Below are 19,412 nucleotides of genomic sequence, written 5' to 3' on the forward strand. Positions count from 1 at the left end.
GGCGGGCCCTCCGCCGTTCCACAGCAAGGCACCACCATGCGCATCCTCGTCACCGGCGGGGCCGGCTTCATCGGCTCCGCGTACGTCCGGGCCCGACTGGCGGCCGACCCAGCGGCCCGGGTCACCGTGCTCGACGCGCTCACCTACGCGGGCGTCGAGGCCAACCTCGCCCCGGTGGCCGGCCACCCCGGCTACTCCTTCGTCCGGGGCGACGTCTGCGACCGCGGGCTGGTGGAGCGGGTGCTCCCCGGCCACGACGCGGTGGTGAACTTCGCCGCCGAGACCCACGTGGACCGCTCGATCGCCGGAGCGGCCCCCTTCGTGCGCACCAACGTGCTCGGCACCCAGGTCCTGCTGGACGCGGCGCTGGAGCACGGTGTCGGCCGCTTCCTGCACGTCTCCACCGACGAGGTCTACGGCTCGATCGCCGAGGGCTCCTGGACCGAGGACGAGCCGCTCGCGCCGAACTCCCCGTACGCCGCCTCCAAGGCCGCCGCCGACCTGCTCGCCCTCTCCTACCACCGCACCCACGGCCTGGACGTGGTGGTCACCCGCTCCTCCAACACCTACGGGCCGTACCAGTTCCCGGAGAAGCTGATCCCGCTCTTCGCCACCGAGCTGCTGGACGGCCGGACCGTCCCGCTCTACGGCGACGGCGGTCACGTCCGGGACTGGCTGCACGTGGACGACCACTGCCGGGGCATCGAACTGGCCCTGGCCCGCGGCCGGGCCGGCCGGGTCTACCACCTGGGCGGGGGAACCGAGTTGACCAACCGTGAGCTCACCGGCCTGCTGCTGGCCGCCACCGGCCGCGGTTGGGAGGCGGTCCGCCGCGCGCCCGACCGCAAGGGCCACGACCGGCGGTACTCACTGGACGGCGCCCGGGCCCGCGCCGAGCTCGGCCACGAGCCGCGGGTGGAGTTCCGGGCCGGCCTGGCCGACACCGTCCGCTGGTACCGCGAGCACCGCGGCTGGTGGCAGCCGCTGCGAGTCGGGGGCCGAACTGTCGTACCGCGGGCCTGAGTTGGAGCCCGCAGGGGCGCGTGGTGCGGATCACGCGCTGCTCCGATTGGCATCCGACCTGCCGATTGTGGCAGGATGTCCTAGTTGCTCGGTTGAGTTGCCGATGCTGCGCGCCTCCCGCCGGGAGGACTGGAAGCGAGTCCCAGGTACTCGTCGTTCCCGTGATGGCCGTTCATATTCCCACGTGCTGTATGTGGGCGTAGTGGTGTGTAGTCGACACCGCGGCAGCTGCGGGGCGGACGTACGGGAATCTTCCGGGAAGCGTGGGCAGGGCCTCGACCCGGCGCCTGGCGGGTGCAAGACCTCGCCGACCCCGATGTACCGAGACCGAGAAGGCGTGACCTTCCCGGTTCCTTGCAAGCGAGAGGGCGACACGCCCGAGCGCGGGGGTCGGAGAAGGTAACCACCCGGGGGTGCCACCGGACCAAGCCACCCGGCCGAATCCGGCTGCAGAGGCAACAGACGACACAAAGGACTACTGAGTAGCCATGGCGGGACAGAAGATCCGCATCCGGCTCAAGGCCTACGACCACGAGGTGATTGACTCCTCGGCGAAGAAGATCGTCGAGACCGTCATTCGCACTGGTGCGCAGGTCGCGGGCCCGGTGCCGCTGCCCACTGAGAAGAACGTTTACTGCGTCATCCGCTCGCCGCACAAGTACAAGGACTCGCGCGAGCACTTCGAGATGCGCACTCACAAGCGTCTGATCGACATCCTCGACCCGACCCCGAAGACCGTTGACTCGCTGATGCGCCTCGACCTTCCGGCCGGCGTCGACATCGAGATCAAGCTCTGAGAGGCGCGACGAAGATGGCAAAGCAGATTAAGGGCATCCTGGGCGAGAAGCTCGGCATGACCCAGGTCTGGGACGAGAACAACCGGATCGTTCCGGTGACCGTCGTCAAGGCCGGGCCCAATGTCGTGACCCAGGTCCACACCGCTGACGGCATCGGCTACGACGCCGTGCAGATCGGCTTCGGCGAGATCGACCCCCGCAAGGTGAACAAGCCCCTCGCGGGTCACTTCGCCAAGGCCGGTGTCACCCCGCGCCGCTTCCTGGTCGAGCTCCGCACCGCGGATGCTTCCGAGTACACCCTCGGCCAGGAGATCACCGCAGAGCTGTTCGAGGCGGGTGTCAAGGTCGACGTGACCGGCACCTCCAAGGGCAAGGGCTTCGCCGGTGTCATGAAGCGTCACAACTTCAAGGGCCTCGGCGCCGGTCACGGCACCCAGCGCAAGCACCGTTCGCCCGGCTCGATCGGTGGCTGCGCCACCCCGGGTCGCGTGTTCAAGGGCATGCGCATGGCTGGTCGGATGGGCCACGAGCGTGTGACCACCCAGAACCTGACCGTGCACGCGGTCGACGCGGAGAAGGGCCTGCTCCTCATCAAGGGTGCGGTCCCGGGCCCGAACGGCGGCCTCGTCCTCGTCCGCACCGCGGCGAAGGGGCTGTGAAATGAGCACCATTGACATCCTGTCGCCGGCTGGCGACAAGGCCGGCAGCCTCGAGCTGCCCGCCGAGATCTTCGACGCCAAGGTCAGCATCCCGCTGATGCACCAGGTCGTCGTGGCGCAGCTCGCTGCCGCCCGTCAGGGCACCCACAAGACCAAGACCCGCGGCGAGGTCCGTGGCGGCGGCAAGAAGCCGTACCGCCAGAAGGGCACCGGTCGCGCCCGTCAGGGCTCGACCCGTGCGCCGCAGTTCGCCGGCGGTGGCGTCGTGCACGGTCCCGTGCCGCGCGACTACTCGCAGCGGACCCCGAAGAAGATGATCGCCGCCGCTCTGCGTGGCGCGCTCACCGACCGGGCCCGCCACAACCGCATCCACGTCGTCACCGGCGTCGTTGCGGCCGAGGCGCCGTCGACCAAGGCCGCCAAGGGCCTGTTCGGCAAGATCTCCGAGCGCAAGAACGTCCTCCTGGTCGTCGAGCGCGAGGACGAGCTGGGCATCAAGTCCGCTCGCAACCTGCCGAACGTGCACATCCTGGACGCGGGTCAGCTGAACACCTACGACGTGCTCGTCTCCGACGACGTGGTCTTCACCCAGGCCGCCTTCGAGCGTTTCGTGGCCGGTCCGGCCGCGTCCGCCAAGGCCGTGGCTGCTGAGGGCGAGCTCGAAGGGAGCGCCGCCTGATGGCTGCAGAGATCACGAGCAAGACGTTCACGGACCCCCGTGACGTCCTGGTGAAGCCGGTCATCTCCGAGAAGAGCTACTCGCTCCTCGACGAGAACAAGTACACGTTCATCGTGTCGCCGGGGTCCAACAAGACCCAGATCAAGCAGGCCGTCGAGGCGGTCTTCTCGGTCAAGGTCGAGGCTGTCAACACGATCAACCGTCAGGGCAAGCGCAAGCGCTCCAAGACCGGTTTCGGCAAGCGCAAGGACACCAAGCGCGCCATCGTGACGCTGGCCGAGGGCAACCGCATCGACATCTTCGGTGGTCCGACCTCCTGACGGAGGACTCGGATCGTCGTTAAGGACGAGGACGAAAATGGGTATCCGCAAGTACAAGCCGACTACGCCGGGCCGTCGTGGCTCGAGCGTGGCCGACTTCGTCGAGATCACGCGGTCCACGCCGGAGAAGTCGCTGGTTCGCCCGCTGCACAGCAAGGGCGGCCGTAACAACGCCGGTCGTGTCACCGCTCGCCACCAGGGTGGCGGCCACAAGCGCGCCTACCGCGTGATCGACTTCCGTCGTCACGACAAGGACGGCGTGCCGGCCAAGGTCGCTCACATCGAGTACGACCCCAACCGCACCGCGCGCATCGCGCTCCTGCACTACGCGGACGGCGAGAAGCGCTACATCATCGCCCCGCGCGGCATCGCCCAGGGTGACCGGATCGAGAACGGCCCCGCGGCCGACATCAAGCCGGGCAACAACCTGCCGCTGCGCAACATCCCGGTCGGTACCACCATCCACGCGGTGGAGCTGCGTCCCGGCGGCGGTGCCAAGATGGCCCGCTCCGCCGGCTCCGGCATCCAGCTGCTGGCGCGTGAGGGCAAGATGGCGCACCTGCGCATGCCCTCCGGTGAGATCCGCCTGGTCGACGCCCGCTGCCGCGCCACTGTCGGCGAGGTCGGCAACGCCGAGCAGTCGAACATCAACTGGGGCAAGGCCGGCCGTATGCGCTGGAAGGGCGTCCGCCCGACCGTGCGTGGTGTGGCCATGAACCCGATCGACCACCCGCACGGTGGTGGTGAGGGTAAGACCTCCGGTGGTCGCCACCCGGTCTCGCCGTGGGGTAAGCCCGAGGGCCGTACCCGTCGCCCGAACAAGGCGTCGGACAAGCTCATCGTGCGCCGCCGCAAGACCAACAAGAAGCGCTAGGAGCAGGTCAGATGCCGCGCAGTCTCAAGAAGGGCCCCTTCATCGACGGCCACCTTCTCAAGAAGGTGGACGCGCAGAACGAGGCGGGCACCCAGAACGTCATCAAGACCTGGTCCCGTCGCTCCGTGATCGCCCCGAGCATGCTCGGTCACACGATCGCGGTCCACGATGGCCGCAAGCACGTCCCGGTGTTCGTCACCGAGTCGATGGTCGGCCACAAGCTCGGCGAGTTCGCCCCCACGCGCACCTTCAAGGGGCACGTGAAGGACGACCGCAAGTCGAAGCGCCGCTAGTCGCTCCGCGAGCTTCAGCGCCAGCACGACTCAAGTGACTTACTCCATTAAGGGGACAACCATGGAAGCCAGGGCCCAGGCGCGGTACATCCGCGTCACGCCCATGAAGGCCCGCCGCGTGGTGGACCTCATCCGTGGCATGAGTGCCACGGAGGCCCAGGCGGTCCTGCGTTTCGCTCCGCAGGCTGCCACCGTGCCGGTCGGCAAGGTGCTCAACAGCGCCATCGCCAACGCCGCGCACAACTACAACCACTCCAACGTGGACGACCTCGTCATCAGCGAGGCGTACGTTGACGAGGGCCCGACCCTGAAGCGGTTCCGTCCGCGTGCCCAGGGCCGTGCCTACCGGATCCGCAAGCGGACCAGCCACATCACCGTGGTCGTCAGCAGCAAGGAAGGGACCCGGTAATGGGCCAGAAGGTTAACCCGCACGGGTTCCGCCTCGGCATCAGCACGGACTTCAAGTCCCGCTGGTACGCCGACAAGCTGTACAAGGACTACGTCAAGGAAGACGTCGCCATTCGTCGCATGATGACGAAGGGCATGGAGCGCGCCGGCATCTCCAAGGTCGAGATCGAGCGCACCCGCGACCGCGTCCGCGTTGACATCCACACCGCTCGCCCCGGCATCGTCATCGGCCGCCGTGGCACCGAGGCCGACCGCATCCGCGGCGACCTCGAGAAGCTGACCGGCAAGCAGGTCCAGCTGAACATCCTCGAGGTCAAGAACCCCGAGCTGGACGCCCAGCTCGTGGCTCAGGGCGTCGCGGAGCAGCTGTCCTCCCGCGTGTCGTTCCGCCGTGCCATGCGCAAGTCGATGCAGGGCACCATGAAGTCCGGCGCCAAGGGCATCAAGGTCCAGTGCTCCGGTCGTCTCGGCGGCGCCGAGATGAGCCGTTCGGAGTTCTACCGCGAGGGTCGCGTGCCGCTGCACACCCTCCGTGCGAACGTCGACTACGGCTTCTTCGAGGCCAAGACCACCTTCGGCCGCATCGGCGTGAAGGTCTGGATCTACAAGGGCGACGTCAAGAACATCGCCGAGGTCCGCGCTGAGAACGCCGCTGCCCGCTCGGGCAACCGTCCGGCCCGCAACGACGCCCGCCCCGCGCGTGGCGGCGAGCGCGGTGGCCGTGGCGGCGAGCGTGGCGCCCGTGGCGGTCGTCGTCCCGCGAACACCGAGGCCCCGGCCGCGGTGACCGAGGCGCCGGCTGCCGAGAGCACCGGAACGGAGGCCTGACCTCATGCTGATCCCCCGTCGGGTCAAGCACCGCAAGCAGCACCACCCGAAGCGCCGTGGCGCTGCCAAGGGTGGCACCGAGCTGGCGTTCGGCCAGTTCGGCATCCAGGCCGTCACCCCGGCCTACGTGACGAACCGTCAGATCGAGTCCGCTCGTATCGCGATCACCCGTCACATCCGCCGTGGCGGCAAGGTCTGGATCAACATCTACCCGGACCGTCCGCTGACCAAGAAGCCGGCCGAGACCCGCATGGGTTCCGGTAAGGGTTCGCCGGAGTGGTGGATCGCGAACGTGCACCCGGGTCGGGTCATGTTCGAGCTGTCGTACCCGAACGAGAAGGTGGCTCGCGAGGCGCTCACCCGCGCCGCGCACAAGCTGCCGATGAAGTGCCGGATCGTCCGGCGCGAGGACGGTGAGAGCTGATGTCGGCCACGAAGGCTGCAGAGCTTCGCGAGCTGGACAACGAGGCTCTCGTCGCCAAGCTCCGTGAGGCGAAGGAGGAGCTGTTCAACCTCCGCTTCCAGGCGGCGACCGGGCAGCTCGACAACCACGGACGGCTCAAGCTCGTCCGTAAGGACATCGCGCGGATCTACACCCTGATGCGCGAGCGCGAGCTGGGCATCGAGACGGTGGAGAACGCCTGATGACTGAGAACACCAACGAGACGCGCAGCTTCCGCAAGACCCGTGAGGGTCTCGTCGTCAGCGACAAGATGGACAAGACCGTCGTCGTCGCCGTCGAGGACCGCGTCAAGCACGCGCTGTACGGCAAGGTCATCCGCCGTACGAACAAGCTGAAGGCGCACGACGAGGCGAACGCCTGCGGCATCGGCGACCGGGTCCTCCTCATGGAGACCCGCCCGCTGTCCGCGACGAAGCGCTGGCGCGTCGTCGAGATCCTCGAGAAGGCCAAGTAACGAAGCCGATGTGGTACGGCCGTATGTGCCTGGTGTCGCAAGACGACCGGGTGAGCAGCGGCCGGCCCGTCGACCTTCGTTGACGATCAGGAGAAAGCTGTGATCCAGCAGGAGTCGCGACTGCGCGTCGCCGACAACACCGGTGCCAAGGAGATCCTTTGCATCCGTGTTCTCGGTGGCTCCGGTCGCCGCTACGCCGGTATCGGGGACGTCATCGTCGCCACCGTCAAGGACGCGATCCCCGGCGGTTCGGTGAAGAAGGGTGACGTCGTCAAGTGCGTCGTCGTCCGCACCGTCAAGGAGCGTCGTCGTCCGGATGGCTCGTACATCCGCTTCGACGAGAACGCCGCCGTCGTTCTGAAGAACGCCGATGGTGACCCCCGTGGCACCCGCATCTTCGGCCCGGTGGGCCGCGAGCTGCGCGACAAGAAGTTCATGAAGATCATCTCGCTGGCGCCGGAGGTGCTCTAACCCATGGCGAACAGCATGAAGATCAAGAAGGGTGACCTGGTTCAGGTCATCACCGGCAAGGACAAGGGCAAGCAGGGCAAGGTCATCCAGGCCATCCCCGCCGAGAACAAGGTCCTGGTCGAGGGTGTGAACCGGGTCAAGAAGCACACCAAGCCGGGTCCGGGCACCCAGGGTGGCATTGTCACCGTCGAGGCTCCCGTTCACGTCTCCAACGTCCAGCTGGTCGTGGAGAAGGACGGCAAGAAGGTCGTCACCCGCGTTGGTTACCGCTTCGACGACGAGGGCAACAAGATCCGCGTTGCCAAGCGAACCGGTGAGGACATCTGATGTCTGAGACGACTGTTGAGAAGGTGGCCCCCCGCCTCAAGGAGCGTTACAACTCCGAGGTGAAGGGCCAGCTGCAGGAGCAGTTCAAGTACGAGAACGTCATGCTGATCCCCGGCCTGGTCAAGGTCGTGGTCAACATGGGTGTCGGCGAGGCTGCCCGTGACAGCAAGCTGATCGAGGGCGCGATCCGCGACCTCACCGCCATCACCGGCCAGAAGCCGGCGGTGACGAAGGCCCGTAAGTCCATCGCGCAGTTCAAGCTGCGCGAGGGCCAGCCGATCGGCACCCACGTCACCCTCCGTGGTGACCGCATGTGGGAGTTCGTGGACCGTCTGGTGTCGCTGGCCCTGCCGCGTATCCGTGACTTCCGCGGCCTCTCGCCGAAGCAGTTCGACGGCCGTGGCAACTACACGTTCGGTCTGACCGAGCAGGTCATGTTCCACGAGATCGACCAGGACAAGGTCGACCGTCAGCGCGGTATGGACATCACCGTCGTGACCACCGCTCAGAACGACGACGAGGGCCGGGCGCTCCTGCGCGCTCTGGGCTTCCCGTTCAAGGAGGCGTGAGCCAATGGCGAAGAAGTCCCTCATCGCGAAGTCCGAGCGCAAGCCGAAGTTCGGCGTGCGTGCGTACACCCGCTGCCAGCGCTGCGGCCGTCCGCACTCGGTGTACCGCAAGTTCGGCCTGTGCCGTGTGTGCCTCCGTGAGATGGCGCACCGCGGCGAGCTGCCGGGCGTGACCAAGAGCTCCTGGTAAGCCAGAGCCTTAGTCGCACCAGCGAATCAGCAGGAGTGCCCGACCCCACACGCCCCCGTTTTGGGGAGCCGTACGGAATCCCGTAAGGTAGTGGGGTCGGGCCCCCTGTCGCGGTCAGTTGTGTGCTGTCCGCGACCCTCTATGAGAGGGCTCGCACCCAGTCTTACTACGTCGCAGGTCCCCTGCGTCTGTGCCCCCGCCGCACTCCACGAGTGCGTCGGGGGGACCTGGCGCGGAGAAACCACGGCGAGAGAGGCCTGAGGCCATCATGACCATGACCGACCCCATCGCAGACATGCTCACGCGTCTGCGTAACGCGAACTCGGCGTACCACGACACCGTGGCGATGCCGGCCAGCAAGCTCAAGGCGCACGTCGCCGAGATCCTGCAGCAGGAGGGGTACATCTCCTCCTACAAGGTTGAGGAGCCGGTTGAGGGCGAGGTCAGCAAGAAGCTGACCATCGAGCTCAAGTTCGGCCCCAACCGTGAGCGCTCCATCGCCGGCATCAAGCGCATCAGCAAGCCGGGTCTGCGCGTTTACGCAAAGTCCACCAACCTGCCGAAGGTCCTCGGCGGCCTGGGCGTGGCGATCATCTCCACGTCCTCGGGTCTCCTCACGGACAAGCAGGCTGCCAAGAAGGGCGTAGGCGGAGAAGTTCTCGCCTACGTCTGGTAATTCGGGAAACGGAGGTACAGCAATGTCTCGCATTGGACGGCTGCCCATCCCGGTTCCCGCCGGCGTGGACGTCACCATCGATGGCCAGGCGGTCTCGGTGAAGGGCCCCAAGGGCACCCTCACCCACGTCGTCGCCGCGCCGATCGAGATCGGCAAGGGCGAGGACGGCACGCTGCTCGTCACCCGCCCGAACGACGAGCGTCAGTCGAAGGCCCTCCACGGCCTTTCCCGCACGCTGGTGGCGAACATGATCACCGGCGTGACCGCGGGCTACCGCAAGTCGCTCGAGATCAGCGGTGTTGGTTACCGTGTCGCCGCGAAGGGCTCCGACATGGAGTTCCAGCTCGGCTACAGCCACCCGATCCTGGTCGAGGCGCCGGAGGGCATCTCCTTCGTCGTCGAGTCGCCCACCAAGTTCCACGTGGACGGCACCGACAAGCAGAAGGTCGGCGAGGTCGCCGCGAAGATCCGCAAGCTGCGGAAGCCCGACCCGTACAAGGCCAAGGGTGTCAAGTACGCGGGCGAGGTCATCCGCCGCAAGGTCGGAAAGAGTGGTAAGTAAGCCATGACTGTCTCTGTCAAGATCGGCAAGGGCAACGGCTACAAGAACGCCGCCCGCAAGCGCCGCGCGATCCGCGTTCGCAAGCGCGTCGTCGGCACCGAGGTGCGTCCGCGCCTCGTTGTGACGCGCTCGAACCGTCACATGGTCGCCCAGGTCATCGACGACGCCAAGGGTCACACCCTGGCGTCGGCGTCCACCCTCGACGTGTCCATCAAGGGCAACGAGGGCGACAAGACCGAGCTGGCCAAGAAGGTCGGGAGCCTGGTCGCCGAGCGCGCCAAGGCCGCCGGCATCGAGTCGGTCGTCTTCGACCGCGCGGGCAACCGGTACGCCGGCCGCATCGCCGCCCTGGCGGACGCGGCCCGCGAGGCCGGGCTCGACTTCTAAGCCGCTCGTCGACCCAGTCGACGGACGTAAACGAGAGAGGTAATACCAATGGCTGGACCCCAGCGCCGCGGCAGCGGCGCCGGCGGCGGCACCGGCGGTGGCGAGCGGCGTGACCGTAAGCGCGACGACCGGGGCAACGCCCCCGCCGTCGAGAAGACTGCTTACGTCGAGCGCGTCGTCGCGATCAACCGTGTCGCCAAGGTTGTCAAGGGTGGTCGTCGTTTCAGCTTCACCGCGCTGGTCGTGGTGGGCGACGGTGACGGCACCGTGGGTGTCGGTTACGGGAAGGCGAAGGAGGTTCCGGCCGCCATCGCCAAGGGTGTTGAGGAGGCCAAGAAGAACTTCTTCAAGGTCCCCCGTATCCAGGGCACCATCCCGCACCCGATCCAGGGTGAGAAGGCCGCCGGCGTCGTGCTCCTGAAGCCGGCGTCCCCCGGTACCGGTGTTATCGCCGGTGGCCCGGTGCGTGCCGTCCTGGAGTGCGCCGGCGTTCACGACATCCTGTCGAAGTCGCTCGGCTCGGACAACGCCATCAACATCGTGCACGCCACGGTTGCCGCTCTGAAGGGCCTCGTGCGCCCCGAGGAGATCGCGGCCCGTCGTGGCCTGCCGCTGGAGGACGTGGCCCCGGCCGCGCTGCTGCGCGCCCGTGCCGCCGGTACCGCTGCGGCGGTGAGCGCCTGATGGCTCGCCTGAAGGTCACTCAGACCAAGTCGTACATCGGCAGCAAGCAGAACCACCGTGACACCCTGCGTTCGCTCGGCCTCAAGCGGCTGAACGACACCGTGGTGAAGGAGGACCGCCCGGAGATCCGCGGCATGGTCCACACCGTTCGTCACCTCGTCACGGTCGAGGAGGTGGACTGAAATGGCAGACAACTCGCCGATCAAGATCCACAACCTGCGCCCGGCCCCCGGTGCCAAGACCGACAAGATCCGCGTCGGTCGTGGTGAGGGTTCCAAGGGTAAGACCGCAGGTCGTGGTACCAAGGGCACCAAGGCCCGCTACCAGGTTCCGCAGCGCTTCGAGGGTGGCCAGATGCCCCTCCACATGCGCCTGCCGAAGCTGAAGGGCTTCAAGAACCCGGCCCACAAGCAGTTCCAGGTCGTGAACCTGGACAAGCTGGCGGAGCTCTACCCGAACGGTGGCGAGGTCACCGTGGCCGACCTGATCGCGAAGGGCGCCGTTCGCAAGAACGAGCTCGTCAAGGTCCTCGGCCAGGGCGACATCGCGGTCGCGCTGCAGGTGACGGTCGACGCCGTCTCCGGCTCCGCCGCCGAGAAGATCACCGCCGCCGGCGGTTCGGTCACCGAGCTCATCTGAGCCCGCTGACGTTCCTCGGAACCCCGTTCCTCCTTCGGGAGGGACGGGGTTCCGTGCTTTCCCGGCCGATTTTCCGCTGACTTTTGTGTGTCAAAACGGGCATCCCGTCCCCCGTGCGTGGGGGAGGGGTGGTACGCGCTTCTTTCGGGTGGCCGAGCACTGTTAGAGTCCGTGGAGTTCCCTTGTAGGCTGCGCCCAGGCTTGCCTGTGCCGTCCGGAGAAACCCGGGGCCCACGGGGGCTGCAATCCCCACACACCCATTCAGGACCGACCCTTCCGCCGACGACGTGCGGGAGGCGCAGGAGGCACCGTGCTCAGTGCGTTCGCGCGGGCGTTCCAGACGCCCGACCTGCGCAAGAAGCTGCTGTTCACGCTGGGCATCATGGTGCTGTTCCGGCTGGGCGCCCACGTTCCCGTACCGGGCGTCGACTTCGTCGCGGTCAACCAGTGTCTGAAGGACCAGTCGCAGAGCGGTCTGTTCGGCCTGGTCAACCTCTTCAGCGGTGGCGCACTGCTCCAGCTGACGATCTTCGCGCTCGGCATCATGCCGTACATCACGGCCAGCATCATCCTCCAGCTCCTCACCGTGGTCATCCCGCGGCTCGAGGCGCTGAAGAAGGAGGGCCAGGCCGGCACCGCGAAGATCACCCAGTACACCCGCTACCTGACCATCGCGCTCGCCGTGCTCCAGGGCACCGGCATCGTCGCGACGGCCTCCAGCGGCGCCCTGTTCTCGGGCTGCTCGCTCGCCAACCAGGTGGTGCCGGACCAGTCGATCTTCCGCATCGCCTCCATGGTGATCACCATGACCGCGGGCACCACCGTGGTCATGTGGCTCGGTGAGCTGATCACCGACCGCGGCATCGGCAACGGCATGTCCATCCTGATCTTCACCTCCATCGCCTCCGGCTTCCCGGGCTCGATGTGGGCGATCAAGCTCTCCGGCAAGATCGGTGGCGGCTGGGTCGAGTTCTTCAGCGTGATCGCGATCGGCGTCGTCGTCGTGATCCTGGTCATCTTCGTCGAGCAGGCGCAGCGCCGGATCCCGGTCCAGTACGCCAAGCGCATGATCGGCCGCCGCGCCTTCGGCGGCACCTCGACCTACATCCCGCTGAAGGTCAACCAGGCGGGTGTCATCCCGGTCATCTTCGCCTCCTCGCTGCTGTACATCCCGGCGCTGGTGGCCCAGTTGACGAACAGCCAGGCCGGCTGGGCGACGTGGATCAACACCAACTTCGTCCGCGGTGACCACCCGATCTACATGGCCACCTACTTCGTGCTGATCGTGTTCTTCGCCTTCTTCTACGTCGCCATCTCCTTCAACCCCGAAGAAGTTGCCGACAACATGAAGAAGTATGGTGGGTTCATCCCGGGCATCCGGGCCGGCCGACCGACGGCCGAGTACCTTAACTACGTGCTGACCCGTATCACGTGGCCGGGGTCGCTCTACCTGGGCCTGATCGCGTTGATCCCGATGATCGCCCTGGTCGCCTTCAACGCGAACCAAAACTTCCCGTTCGGTGGCACCAGTGTGCTCATCGTCGTCGGTGTCGGACTCGAAACTGTGAAGCAGATCGAGAGCCAGCTCCAGCAGCGTAATTACGAAGGGTTCCTCCGCTGATGCGTATCGTCCTCGTCGGACCTCCCGGGGCCGGGAAGGGTACTCAGGCGCACGTCCTGGCCAAGACCCTGTCCATTCCCCACATCTCCACCGGAGACCTGTTCCGCGCCAACATCAGCCAGGGCACCCCGTTGGGGCTCGAGGCGAAGGCGTACATGGACGCGGGTCGCCTGGTACCGGATGAGGTCACCATCGGGATGGCCAAGGACCGGATGTCGCAGCCCGACGCCGCCAACGGCTTCCTGCTGGACGGTTTCCCCCGGAACCTCGGCCAGGCCAAGGCCTTGGACGAGATCCTGGTCGAGTTCGGCATCGCCCTCGACGGCGTGCTGGACCTGGAGGTCCCCGAGGACGAGGTCGTCAAGCGGATCGCCGGCCGCCGGATCTGCCGCAACAACGGCGCGCACGTCTTCCACGTCGCCTACAACCCGCCGAAGGCGGAGGGCGTCTGCGACGAGTGCGGCGGCGAGCTGTACCAGCGCTCGGACGACACCGAGGACAAGGTGCGGACCCGGCTGGAGGTCTACCACACGGAGACCGAGCCGATCATCGCCTACTACGAGCAGCAGGGCCTGCTGGTCACCATCTCGGCACTGGGCAAGGTCGACGAGGTCACCGAGCGCGCGGTCGGCGCACTGAAGAAGAACGCCTGACGGTCTGACGACGACGGCCGGGAAGCCCCTCGTGGACTTCCCGGCCGTCGTCGCGTCGTACCGTAGGTGAGTAGCTGTAGTACGGACGGAAGGCGTGGAACCCAGATGGTGGAGATCAAGACCCCCGAGCAGATCGCCAAGATGCGCGTGGCCGGGCTGGTCGTGGCCGAGGCGCTGAAGGCCTGCCGGGAGGCGGTGGCCCCGGGGATCACCACCCAGGAGCTGAACGACATCGCGGACAAGGTGATCACCGGCCACGGTGCGACCTCCAACTTCCGCGCGCACCACGGCGGTCTGTGGTTCCCCGGCGTGATCTGCGCCTCCGTCAACGAGGAGGTCGTGCACGGCATCCCCGGCGAGCGGGTCCTCCAGGAGGGCGACATCATCTCGATCGACTGCGGCGCGATCGTCGACGGCTGGCACGGCGATGCGGCGATCACCGTCGCGGTGGGGGAGACCGCCCCGCAGAACGAGCTGCTCTCCCGGGTGACCGAGGGCTCGATGTGGGCCGGCATCGCCCAGATGAAGAAGGGCAACCGCCTGGTCGACGTCTCCCGGGCGATCGAGGGCTTCATCCGCCGCCAGCCGCTCCCGCCCAAGGGCAAGTGGGGCATCACCGAGGGCTACGGCGGCCACGGCATCGGCACCGCGATGCACATGGAGCCGCACGTGCTGAACTACGTGGCCGGCCGGGGCAAGGGCCCCAAGCTGATCCCGGGCACCGTGCTGGCGATCGAGCCGATGGTCTCGCTCGGCACCCCGCACACCGCGATCCTGGACGACGAGTGGACCGTCGTCACCAACGACGGCACCTGGGCCTCGCACTGGGAGCACTCGGTGGCCGTCACCGAGCAGGGCCCGCTGGTGCTCACCGCCTTCGACGGCGGCAAGGCCGAGCTGGCGAAGCTGGGCGTGGTGGCGGCTCCGGATCCCCTGGGCTGAGCCCTTCGACACACGTACGGCCTGCAGGTTTCGTCCTGCAGGCCGTTTGTCCTATTTTTAGCAGCTGACAACCGCTGAGAAGGGGACGAGCAAGTGCTCAAGGGATTCCGCGACTTCATGATGCGCGGCAACGTGATCGACATGGCCGTCGGTGTGGTCATCGGCTCGGCCTTCACCGCGGTGGTGACCGGCTTCGTGGCCGCGTTCCTCACCCCGCTGGTCGGCGTGGTGGTCGGTGCGGCCGGCGACTTCCGCTCGTACAGCTTCACCGTGCTGGAGGTCACCTTCCCGTACGGCCAGTTCCTGAACGTGCTGATCGCGTTCCTGCTGACCGCCGCGGTGCTGTACTTCTGCGTGGTGCTGCCGGTCACCAAGGCGACCGCCCGCTACATGCCGAAGAAGCCGAAGGCCGCGAAGCGCCCGTGCCCGGAGTGCCTGAGCGAGATCCCCGAGGCGGCCCGCCGCTGTGCGCACTGCACCGCGCACGTCGAGCCGCTGGTCGTCACCAGCCTCTGAGCCGGTTTTGGCGTGGCTGGGCCCGTGGCGTACGATGGACCGTCGGCTCACTCGTAGCGTGCTTCTGCACGCCCTCTACCCACTCGGGCGGGGGTGAACCCAGGTTCGCACGAGCGTGCCGCATACGGTAGCCGTTCCCCGGAAGGTGGATCTCGTAGTTCATGGCAAAGAAGCAAGGCGCCATTGAGATCGAGGGCACCGTGATCGAGTCCCTGCCGAACGCCATGTTCAAGGTGGAGCTGCAGAACGGTCACAAGGTCCTCGCGCACATCAGCGGCAAGATGCGGATGCACTACATCCGCATCCTCCCGGACGACCGGGTCGTCGTGGAGCTCAGCCCTTATGACCTGACTCGAGGCCGGATCGTCTACCGGTACAAGTAACAAGCATCTGTCAGATCTAGACCCGGAGAACCTGAACCATGAAGGTCAAGCCGAGCGTCAAGAAGATCTGCGACAAGTGCAAGGTGATCCGCCGTCACGGCCGGGTCATGGTGATCTGCGACAACCTGCGCCACAAGCAGCGCCAGGGCTGACCAGCCTCACCCCGCATTTCTCGTAGTACTTCGCGCGACGCGAAAAAACGTCATACGCGGGCTACCCGATCCGTCCCCTCCGGGGACGGACTGCCACCCTCGGCTCAGAGGCCGGGGCTCCCACACCGAGAGGTGTCGGAGTAGGTAGCGCGTCAGACCTCTGAAAGAACCACAGGAGCCTTGAATGGCACGCCTCGCAGGCGTTGATCTCCCGCGTGAGAAGCGGATCGAGATCGCTCTGACCTACGTCTACGGCATCGGCCGCACCCGCGCGCAGCTCGCGCTCGCCGAGACCGGCGTCAACCCGGATGTCCGCGTTCGCGACATCACCGAGGACGACCTGGTCAAGCTGAGCCAGTACATCGACGCGAACTTCGAGGTCGAGGGTGACCTCCGCCGCGCCGTTGCCGCCGACATCCGCCGCAAGGTCGAGATCGGCTGCTACGAGGGTCTGCGTCACCGCCGTGGCCTCCCGGTCCGCGGTCAGCGCACCCACACCAACGCGCGTACCCGCAAGGGCCCGCGTCGCGCGATTGCCGGCAAGAAGAAGCCGGGCAAGAAGTAGTCCGCCCGTTAACCGGACATCCCTCCGGCCCGCGGGTTAGCGGACCGACCACCTCAGTAGGAGAACAGACTTATGCCCCCCAAGGGTCGTCAGGCTGCCGGCGCGAAGAAGATCCGCCGCAAGGAAAAGAAGAACGTCGCTCACGGCCACGCGCACATCAAGAGCACGTTCAACAACACCATCGTTTCGATCACCGACCCGCAGGGCAACGTGATCTCCTGGGCCTCCGCCGGCCACGTCGGCTTCAAGGGCTCGCGCAAGTCCACCCCGTTCGCCGCGCAGATGGCCGCCGAGGCCGCTGCCCGTCGCGCGATGGAGCACGGCATGCGCAAGGTCGACGTCTTCGTCAAGGGCCCGGGTTCCGGCCGTGAGACCGCGATCCGTTCGCTGTCCGCCGCCGGCATCGAGGTCGGCTCGATCCAGGACGTCACCCCCACCCCGCACAACGGCTGCCGTCCGCCGAAGCGCCGCCGCGTCTGACGCAGCGCCTTCGGGCAGTCTGGGTGTTTTAAACCTCGTACGGGGTCCGGTCTGAGGCCGGACCCCGTACGCTGGTTCTGTTCGGCATCAAATAGTGGGTGCCGAGTCCAACTGGAGGATCTGAAAACATGCTGATCGCTCAGCGTCCCTCGCTGACCGAAGAGGTCGTCGACGAGTTCCGCTCGCGGTTCGTGATCGAGCCGCTGGAGCCGGGCTTCGGCTACACCCTCGGCAACTCTCTCCGCCGCACGCTCCTCTCCTCGATCCCCGGCGCCGCTGTCACCAGCATCCGGGTCGACGGTGTCCTGCACGAGTTCACCACCGTGCCGGGCGTCAAGGAGGACGTCACCGACCTCATCCTGAACATCAAGCAGCTGGTCGTCTCCTCGGAGCACGACGAGCCGGTCGTGATGTACCTGCGCAAGCAGGGTCCGGGTGTGGTCACCGCCGCCGACATCGCGCCCCCGGCCGGTGTCGAGGTGCACAACCCCGAGCTGGTCCTCGCCACCCTGAACGGCAAGGGCAAGCTGGAGATGGAGCTGACCGTCGAGCGCGGTCGCGGCTACGTCTCCGCCGTGCAGAACAAGGCTTCCGGCCAGGAGATCGGCCGCATCCCGGTCGACTCGATCTACAGCCCCGTGCTGAAGGTCACCTACAAGGTCGAGGCCACCCGTGTCGAGCAGCGGACCGACTTCGACAAGCTCATCGTCGACGTCGAGACCAAGCCCGCCATGCGCCCCCGTGACGCCATGGCCTCGGCCGGCAAGACCCTGGTGGAGCTGTTCGGTCTCGCCCGCGAGCTGAACATCGACGCCGAGGGCATCGACATGGGCCCGTCCCCGACGGACGCCGCCCTGGCCGCCGACCTGGCGCTGCCGATCGAGGAGCTCGAGCTCACCGTTCGGTCGTACAACTGCCTCAAGCGCGAGGGCATCCACACCGTGGGTGAGCTCGTCGCCCGCTCCGAGGCCGACCTGCTCGACATCCGCAACTTCGGTGCGAAGTCGATCGACGAGGTCAAGGCGAAGCTGGCCGGCATGGGCCTGGCGCTCAAGGACAGCCCGCCCGGGTTCGACCCGACCGCCGCCGCCGACGCCTTCGGCGCCGACGACCTGGACGACGCGGGTTACGCGGAGACCGAGCAGTACTAAGAGATTTGTGGCGGGGCGGCCCCAACCGGGCCGCTCCGCTTCATGAAAGCCGTACGGGCACAGTGCCCGTACGCCCGTTCCGGTACCTGATACGGCCGGTGACGGTGATTCAAGGAGTTACGCATGCCGCGTCCCACGAAGGGTGCCCGCCTCGGCGGCGGCCCGCACCACGAGCCGCTGCTGCTCGCCGGTCTGTGCCGGGAGCTGTTCCAGTACGGCCGCATCACCACGACCGAGGCCAAGGCCCGTCGGATGCGCCCGCTGGCCGAGAAGCTGATCACCAAGGCGAAGAAGGGCGACATCCACAACCGTCGCATCGTCCGCAAGACGATCACCGACGTGTCGGTGCTGCACACCCTCTTCACCGAGATCGCCCCCCGCTACGAGAACCGCCCCGGTGGTTACACCCGCATCACCAAGATCGGTGGTCGTCGTGGTGACAACGCGCCGATGGCCGTGATCGAGCTGGTCGAGGCCCTCACCGTCGCGCAGACCGCCGTCGGCGAGGCCGAGGCGGCCACCAAGCGTGCCGTCAAGGAGGCCGACGCCAAGGCCGAGGAGACCGCGGTCGAGGAGACCGAGGCCACCGAGGTCGAGGCCGACAAGGCCTGACACCTTCTCAGGTGACGTCCGGGCCCGCTCCCTTCACCGGGGGGCGGGCCCGTTCCCTTTCTAGGAGTACTTACGTGGTGAACGACTGCGCCGAGCAGCCCCCGGTCAAGGACGGCCCGGCGGACGGGCACGTGCGGATCCGGCTCGACCTGGCGTACCAGGGCGCCGAGTTCTCGGGGTGGGCGCGGCAGCGGGGCCGGCGCACCGTGCAGGAGGAGATCGAGAGCGCGCTGCAGATCGTGACGCGCAGTCAGGAGCTCTTCCCGCTCACGGTGGCCGGCCGGACCGACGCCGGGGTGCACGCCCGGGGCCAGGTCGCGCACGTGGACCTGCCGGCGGAGCTGTGGGCCGAGCACGGCGAGAAGCTGCTGCGGCGGCTCGCCGGGCGGCTGCCGGGCGACGTGCGGATCTACCGGGTGTCGGAGGCGCCGTCGGGCTTCGACGCGCGGTTCGCGGCCGTCTGGCGGCGGTACGCGTACCGGGTCGCCGACCACCCGGGCGGGGTGGACCCGCTGCTGCGGGGGCACGTGCTGTGGCACGACCGGCCGCTGGACGTGGAGAGGATGAACGAGGCGGCGCGGCTGCTGCTGGGGGAGCACGACTTCGCGGCCTACTGCAAGAAGCGGGAGGGTGCGACGACCATCCGGACGCTGCTGGAGCTGCGGTGGGACCGGGTGCCGGTGGACTCCTACGCCTCGCAGGAGGGGTCGCTGGCGGTGGCGACGGTGCGGGCGGACGCCTTCTGCCACAACATGGTGCGGTCGTTGGTCGGGGCGATGCTGCTGGTCGGCGACGGGCACCGGCCGGTGGACTTCCCGGGGCAGGTGCTGGCCGGACGGGTCCGGAACTCGGCCGTGAACGTGGTCCGGCCGTACGGGCTGACGCTGGAGGAGGTCGGCTACCCGGCCGACGACCAGCTCGCGGAGCGGAACCGGCTCGCGCGGCGGATGCGGACGCTCCCGGGGACGTAAGTGGCCACCCCGGGGGCGCGAGGAACTGCGCGCTGGGGAACGGCATGTGCTGCAACTGGCTGA

The 19,412-nt window shown here is 67.4% G+C and carries 33 protein-coding genes; all 33 read left to right on the forward strand.

Going from position 1 to position 19,412, the window contains the following annotated elements; translation table 11 throughout:
- Nucleotides 1-36 precede the first annotated feature (36 nt).
- The 33 genes from rfbB (at nt 37) to truA (ending at nt 19,349) form a co-directional block, all read left to right on the forward strand.
- Nucleotides 37-1,023 carry a dTDP-glucose 4,6-dehydratase gene (gene rfbB / locus ACWEPF_RS19750; RefSeq protein WP_452173601.1) on the forward strand — a complete coding sequence of 329 codons (987 nt, stop codon included), beginning with the start codon at nt 37-39 and terminating at the stop codon, nt 1,021-1,023.
- Between the two features lie 488 nt (nt 1,024-1,511).
- Nucleotides 1,512-1,820: a 30S ribosomal protein S10 gene (rpsJ, locus tag ACWEPF_RS19755; protein ID WP_012785157.1), complete on the forward strand. Its 309-nt coding sequence runs from the start codon at nt 1,512-1,514 to the stop codon at nt 1,818-1,820.
- 14 nt (nt 1,821-1,834) lie between these two features.
- The gene (rplC, locus tag ACWEPF_RS19760) at nt 1,835-2,479 is read left to right on the forward strand and encodes a 50S ribosomal protein L3 (RefSeq protein ID WP_345286242.1); all 645 of its coding nucleotides are present in this window, start codon (nt 1,835-1,837) and stop codon (nt 2,477-2,479) included.
- A 1-nt stretch (nt 2,480) separates the two neighbouring features.
- Nucleotides 2,481-3,158 carry a 50S ribosomal protein L4 gene (gene rplD, locus ACWEPF_RS19765; protein WP_345286240.1) on the forward strand — a complete coding sequence of 226 codons (678 nt, stop codon included), beginning with the start codon at nt 2,481-2,483 and terminating at the stop codon, nt 3,156-3,158.
- Entirely contained in the window at nt 3,158-3,478 is a 321-nt protein-coding gene (gene rplW / locus ACWEPF_RS19770) for a 50S ribosomal protein L23 (protein ID WP_380149358.1), read from the forward strand. Before rplD ends, rplW begins: the two co-directional genes overlap by 1 nt.
- Nucleotides 3,479-3,515: 37 nt before the next feature.
- The gene (rplB, locus tag ACWEPF_RS19775) at nt 3,516-4,352 is read left to right on the forward strand and encodes a 50S ribosomal protein L2 (RefSeq protein ID WP_345286238.1); all 837 of its coding nucleotides are present in this window, start codon (nt 3,516-3,518) and stop codon (nt 4,350-4,352) included.
- A gap of 11 nt (nt 4,353-4,363) precedes the next feature.
- Nucleotides 4,364-4,645, forward strand: coding sequence for a 30S ribosomal protein S19 (gene rpsS, locus ACWEPF_RS19780; protein WP_345286236.1), 282 nt, complete (start codon nt 4,364-4,366; stop codon nt 4,643-4,645).
- 61 nt (nt 4,646-4,706) lie between these two features.
- Entirely contained in the window at nt 4,707-5,054 is a 348-nt protein-coding gene (rplV, locus tag ACWEPF_RS19785; protein WP_057231334.1) for a 50S ribosomal protein L22, read from the forward strand.
- A complete protein-coding gene (gene rpsC, locus ACWEPF_RS19790) occupies nt 5,054-5,881 on the forward strand; it encodes a 30S ribosomal protein S3 (protein WP_345286233.1) in 828 nt (275 codons plus the stop codon). The genes rplV and rpsC overlap by 1 nt, the downstream gene beginning before the upstream one ends.
- A 4-nt stretch (nt 5,882-5,885) precedes the next feature.
- Complete coding sequence (gene rplP, locus ACWEPF_RS19795; RefSeq protein WP_030232476.1) at nt 5,886-6,305, forward strand: 50S ribosomal protein L16; 420 nt, start codon at nt 5,886-5,888, stop codon at nt 6,303-6,305.
- Nucleotides 6,302-6,526 carry a 50S ribosomal protein L29 gene (gene rpmC, locus ACWEPF_RS19800; RefSeq protein ID WP_345286356.1) on the forward strand — a complete coding sequence of 75 codons (225 nt, stop codon included), beginning with the start codon at nt 6,302-6,304 and terminating at the stop codon, nt 6,524-6,526. Before rplP ends, rpmC begins: the two co-directional genes overlap by 4 nt.
- Entirely contained in the window at nt 6,526-6,798 is a 273-nt protein-coding gene (gene rpsQ, locus ACWEPF_RS19805; protein ID WP_345286229.1) for a 30S ribosomal protein S17, read from the forward strand. Before rpmC ends, rpsQ begins: the two co-directional genes overlap by 1 nt.
- A gap of 99 nt (nt 6,799-6,897) precedes the next feature.
- Nucleotides 6,898-7,269, forward strand: coding sequence for a 50S ribosomal protein L14 (gene rplN, locus ACWEPF_RS19810; RefSeq protein ID WP_014136277.1), 372 nt, complete (start codon nt 6,898-6,900; stop codon nt 7,267-7,269).
- A gap of 15 nt (nt 7,270-7,284) precedes the next feature.
- Complete coding sequence (gene rplX / locus ACWEPF_RS19815; protein WP_345286354.1) at nt 7,285-7,596, forward strand: 50S ribosomal protein L24; 312 nt, start codon at nt 7,285-7,287, stop codon at nt 7,594-7,596.
- Complete coding sequence (gene rplE / locus ACWEPF_RS19820; RefSeq protein WP_345286227.1) at nt 7,596-8,165, forward strand: 50S ribosomal protein L5; 570 nt, start codon at nt 7,596-7,598, stop codon at nt 8,163-8,165. The genes rplX and rplE overlap by 1 nt, the downstream gene beginning before the upstream one ends.
- A gap of 4 nt (nt 8,166-8,169) precedes the next feature.
- Nucleotides 8,170-8,355: a type Z 30S ribosomal protein S14 gene (locus ACWEPF_RS19825; protein ID WP_030055830.1), complete on the forward strand. Its 186-nt coding sequence runs from the start codon at nt 8,170-8,172 to the stop codon at nt 8,353-8,355.
- 268 nt (nt 8,356-8,623) lie between these two features.
- On the forward strand, nt 8,624-9,031 hold the full coding sequence (gene rpsH, locus ACWEPF_RS19830) for a 30S ribosomal protein S8 (RefSeq protein WP_345286223.1): 408 nt from the start codon (nt 8,624-8,626) through the stop codon (nt 9,029-9,031).
- Between the two features lie 22 nt (nt 9,032-9,053).
- Nucleotides 9,054-9,593: a 50S ribosomal protein L6 gene (rplF, locus tag ACWEPF_RS19835; RefSeq protein WP_345286221.1), complete on the forward strand. Its 540-nt coding sequence runs from the start codon at nt 9,054-9,056 to the stop codon at nt 9,591-9,593.
- Nucleotides 9,594-9,596: 3 nt separating this feature from the next.
- Nucleotides 9,597-9,980: a 50S ribosomal protein L18 gene (gene rplR, locus ACWEPF_RS19840; RefSeq protein WP_345286219.1), complete on the forward strand. Its 384-nt coding sequence runs from the start codon at nt 9,597-9,599 to the stop codon at nt 9,978-9,980.
- A 48-nt stretch (nt 9,981-10,028) separates the two neighbouring features.
- Nucleotides 10,029-10,664, forward strand: a complete 636-nt coding sequence (rpsE, locus tag ACWEPF_RS19845; protein ID WP_345286217.1) for a 30S ribosomal protein S5 — start codon at nt 10,029-10,031, stop codon at nt 10,662-10,664.
- Nucleotides 10,664-10,846 carry a 50S ribosomal protein L30 gene (gene rpmD, locus ACWEPF_RS19850; protein ID WP_014136270.1) on the forward strand — a complete coding sequence of 61 codons (183 nt, stop codon included), beginning with the start codon at nt 10,664-10,666 and terminating at the stop codon, nt 10,844-10,846. Before rpsE ends, rpmD begins: the two co-directional genes overlap by 1 nt.
- A 1-nt stretch (nt 10,847) precedes the next feature.
- Entirely contained in the window at nt 10,848-11,303 is a 456-nt protein-coding gene (rplO, locus tag ACWEPF_RS19855) for a 50S ribosomal protein L15 (RefSeq protein ID WP_345286214.1), read from the forward strand.
- A 310-nt stretch (nt 11,304-11,613) separates the two neighbouring features.
- Nucleotides 11,614-12,924 carry a preprotein translocase subunit SecY gene (gene secY, locus ACWEPF_RS19860; RefSeq protein WP_452173602.1) on the forward strand — a complete coding sequence of 437 codons (1,311 nt, stop codon included), beginning with the start codon at nt 11,614-11,616 and terminating at the stop codon, nt 12,922-12,924.
- Nucleotides 12,924-13,577, forward strand: coding sequence for an adenylate kinase (locus tag ACWEPF_RS19865; protein ID WP_452173603.1), 654 nt, complete (start codon nt 12,924-12,926; stop codon nt 13,575-13,577). The genes secY and ACWEPF_RS19865 overlap by 1 nt, the downstream gene beginning before the upstream one ends.
- A 105-nt stretch (nt 13,578-13,682) precedes the next feature.
- The gene (gene map / locus ACWEPF_RS19870) at nt 13,683-14,519 is read left to right on the forward strand and encodes a type I methionyl aminopeptidase (protein ID WP_452173604.1); all 837 of its coding nucleotides are present in this window, start codon (nt 13,683-13,685) and stop codon (nt 14,517-14,519) included.
- Between the two features lie 93 nt (nt 14,520-14,612).
- Nucleotides 14,613-15,035: a large conductance mechanosensitive channel protein MscL gene (gene mscL / locus ACWEPF_RS19875; protein WP_452173605.1), complete on the forward strand. Its 423-nt coding sequence runs from the start codon at nt 14,613-14,615 to the stop codon at nt 15,033-15,035.
- Nucleotides 15,036-15,196: 161 nt separating this feature from the next.
- Complete coding sequence (gene infA / locus ACWEPF_RS19880; RefSeq protein ID WP_003956442.1) at nt 15,197-15,418, forward strand: translation initiation factor IF-1; 222 nt, start codon at nt 15,197-15,199, stop codon at nt 15,416-15,418.
- Nucleotides 15,419-15,456: 38 nt separating this feature from the next.
- Nucleotides 15,457-15,570: a 50S ribosomal protein L36 gene (gene rpmJ, locus ACWEPF_RS19885; protein WP_003956441.1), complete on the forward strand. Its 114-nt coding sequence runs from the start codon at nt 15,457-15,459 to the stop codon at nt 15,568-15,570.
- Nucleotides 15,571-15,754: 184 nt separating this feature from the next.
- On the forward strand, nt 15,755-16,135 hold the full coding sequence (gene rpsM, locus ACWEPF_RS19890; protein WP_345286202.1) for a 30S ribosomal protein S13: 381 nt from the start codon (nt 15,755-15,757) through the stop codon (nt 16,133-16,135).
- A 72-nt stretch (nt 16,136-16,207) separates the two neighbouring features.
- Nucleotides 16,208-16,615, forward strand: a complete 408-nt coding sequence (gene rpsK, locus ACWEPF_RS19895) for a 30S ribosomal protein S11 (protein WP_345286200.1) — start codon at nt 16,208-16,210, stop codon at nt 16,613-16,615.
- Nucleotides 16,616-16,743: 128 nt separating this feature from the next.
- Nucleotides 16,744-17,766 (forward strand): DNA-directed RNA polymerase subunit alpha, encoded by a 1,023-nt coding sequence (locus ACWEPF_RS19900; protein ID WP_030232516.1) that lies wholly within the window; start codon nt 16,744-16,746, stop codon nt 17,764-17,766.
- Between the two features lie 123 nt (nt 17,767-17,889).
- Nucleotides 17,890-18,378, forward strand: coding sequence for a 50S ribosomal protein L17 (gene rplQ, locus ACWEPF_RS19905; RefSeq protein ID WP_345286197.1), 489 nt, complete (start codon nt 17,890-17,892; stop codon nt 18,376-18,378).
- Nucleotides 18,379-18,452: 74 nt separating this feature from the next.
- Entirely contained in the window at nt 18,453-19,349 is an 897-nt protein-coding gene (truA, locus tag ACWEPF_RS19910) for a tRNA pseudouridine(38-40) synthase TruA (protein WP_452173606.1), read from the forward strand.
- Nucleotides 19,350-19,412 lie beyond the last annotated feature (63 nt).

It is taken from the genome of Kitasatospora sp. NPDC004289, from assembly GCF_053602875.1.